The organism is Terrisporobacter muris, assembly GCF_024621905.1.
GTDB lineage: Bacteria > Bacillota > Clostridia > Peptostreptococcales > Peptostreptococcaceae > Terrisporobacter > Terrisporobacter muris.
Window position 1 is genome coordinate 1 of record NZ_JANKBY010000410.1, and the last position, 2708, is coordinate 2708.

The 2708-nt window shown below is 24.6% G+C and carries 3 protein-coding genes; all 3 read right to left on the bottom strand.

The features are described 5' to 3' along the window. The coding region (locus tag NSA58_RS18510) for a sensor histidine kinase (protein WP_257560821.1) at window positions 1-1123 on the bottom strand (1123 nt) is incomplete at its 3' end. After that, entirely contained in the window at window positions 1113-1784 is a 672-nt protein-coding gene (locus tag NSA58_RS18515; RefSeq protein ID WP_039678272.1) for a response regulator transcription factor, read from the bottom strand. The genes NSA58_RS18515 and NSA58_RS18510, both read right to left, overlap by 11 nt. A gap of 163 nt (window positions 1785-1947) precedes the next feature. After that, a partial coding sequence (locus NSA58_RS18520) for a hypothetical protein (RefSeq protein ID WP_257560822.1) occupies window positions 1948-2708 on the bottom strand: 761 nt, incomplete at its 5' end.

The following is a 2708-nucleotide window of genomic DNA, read 5'->3' on the forward strand; positions in this document are numbered from 1 at the left end:
ATAAACCAATACCCGAACCATCTATATCTTTATTTCTCACATTGTCACTTCTAAAAAACCTATCAAATATATGTTTCAAGTCACTTTCTTTAATTCCAATTCCAGTATCCAAAATTGTACAAATTATTTTGTTGTCTTTTTCATCTAATTTAAAACTTATTTCATCATTTATATTTGTATATTTAAATGCATTGTCTATAAAAATTAATAATAATTGTTTTAGTTTATTTTTATCACTTTTAACCAATGGATTTTTAAGATTATTTTCATATTTAAGAACTTTATTTTGAATAGTTGCTATATCAATATAATCTCTATATATTTCTTCAACGAGATCCACCATATTTATTTCTTCAACTTTTAATTTTATTATTGTATCTTCTTTTGAAAGTGATAATAAGTCTTTAATCATTTTCCTTAGTCTTCTGGTCTCATTCATAGCATCTGCTATGGTTTCAACCTCATCACTTATGGTATTGTTTGGAACTGTCAAAAGGCTTTGTAATTTAGAAGATACTATGGTAATTGGAGTTCTTAGCTCATGAGAAGCATCTTGTATAAATTTAGCTTGTGTATACCATGCATTTTCTATTGGTAACAATGCCTTTCTTGTTAAATATAGGGCAACAAAATATGTAATAATAATAGAAAATACTATTCCTATACCTATAACAAAGAGTAACTGCTTTAAAGAAGAACGTTCAGAGTCAATATTTCTTATTATCCTTATTTTAAAACCATTAATCGTTATTGATAATTCTCTAAAGGTGTAATTTCCTTTTTTATAAGTAAAACAAGCATTTGTTTTATCACTTTCATCCTGAGGTGCAAACTCTTCAAAATAATCGCTTTTTGTATAGTATATAAGCCTATCATTTTTATAAATATATACTAAATCTCTAGGATCATTTAGAACGATTGGATTTAAATAAGAAGTCCTGTTCACTTGCATACTTATATATTCATACTCTTCTTTTAACTTGTCATCAATACTCTTATAGGTTATGCTTTGAAAATAAAAAAAAGTAAAAAGAGAAAAAATAATTAAAAAGCTAGATACAACTAAAATATTTATTTTAATAAGTTTATCTTTAGTATCACTAAATACCTTTTTATTGATCATCAAACATATACCCAACCTTACGCTTAGTTTTTATACATTTATCATATCCAAATTTACTTAATATTTTTCTTAAGTTACTAATATAAACTTCTACAATTTCTATAGTTGCATCTGATTCCATTCCCCATATTCTATCATATATCTGTTCTTTCAATAGTATGGTTCCTTTATTTAGTAAAAAGTACTCCAATAGGTTAAATTGTTTATTTTGTAATTCTATTTCTTCATCTTTATAAAATACTCTTCTTTTACTTAGATCCAAGTGTAAATCATAAAAGTCCAATGTATTTTTTGTTTGTAATTTTCCTGTTGTTCTAAGCATAGCGTATATTCTTGCTACTAACTCCTCCATATAAAATGGCTTTGTTAGATAATCATTAGCCCCAATAGAAAATGCTTCTACTTTTTCATCTAAACTCTCTTTTGCTGTTAATATAAGTACAGGTGTATCTATATGATTATTTCTTATATTTTTTAAAATATCTATTCCACCTAAGCTAGGCAACATTAAATCTAACACTACTAAATCATATATTCCTTGTTTTATAAGGTAAAGACCTTCTTCTCCATCTTCACAACATTCAATTTCAAAATGTTTTAAAAGTTCTTTTTCTATAGTTTGTAATAATTTTTTATTATCTTCTACTACTAGTATCTTCATTTTTTTCTCCTATTAATACTTATATTTTCTATATAAAAATTTGCTTCGCTCATTTTAGTCACTACATTGGCGAAATATTTTCATTTAAATAAATTGGATTTTATAATTTATTTACTCTAAACAAAAGGAATACCCCAAATAAGATTTGAAATATTCCTAATAACTATTGTCCATTGTCTATTATATTTACTTTATTTGTAATCAAGTCAATATCTACATTACTCTTATTTTCCATATCATCATATGTATATCCTAAAATTTTAACATCGTAATCTGAATCATACAGAGAACTTATAATCTCATCTTTTTGTTCTGGTTTTAAAATAGAATTATATATAATATGATCAACTCTTACGATTTCTCTATTTTGGTTTATTTCTGCAACTTTTAAAACAATATTACCTAAGTTTTTATCTGATATATTTTCAATTTCTATACTAAAATTTAAATCATCTTTTTGAGATTTACTTTTATTTACTTTGCTTATTGATATTACATCGTAATTTTTACTATTTTCTAAGTATTTTTTATTCTCAAAAATTTTTGTTTCATTATCCTTTAAATCTACAACTACACTACAATCTTCCGCTATATATGTATAACCCGTAATTTCTATGGAATAAGTATAATCTTTTGGTGTAAATCTTACCTGCATAACTTCTTTTGGACTTAGTGTTATATCAATATTAGTTTTTGACTCAGATATTACTTTACCATTTTCATCAAGTTCATCATAATATATAATTATTTGACTTAAATTCAAATTAGATGTATTTTTTATACTAGTCATAGAAGTTGTATCACTTCCACTTCTTGTAGATAAGTTAGTAATTTTATTACTATCTATTTGCAATGTTTTTGCATTATTACTATTAATCGTTGCCGATTCATATTCACTATATTTTGTTTCTTTCGTACTAGATC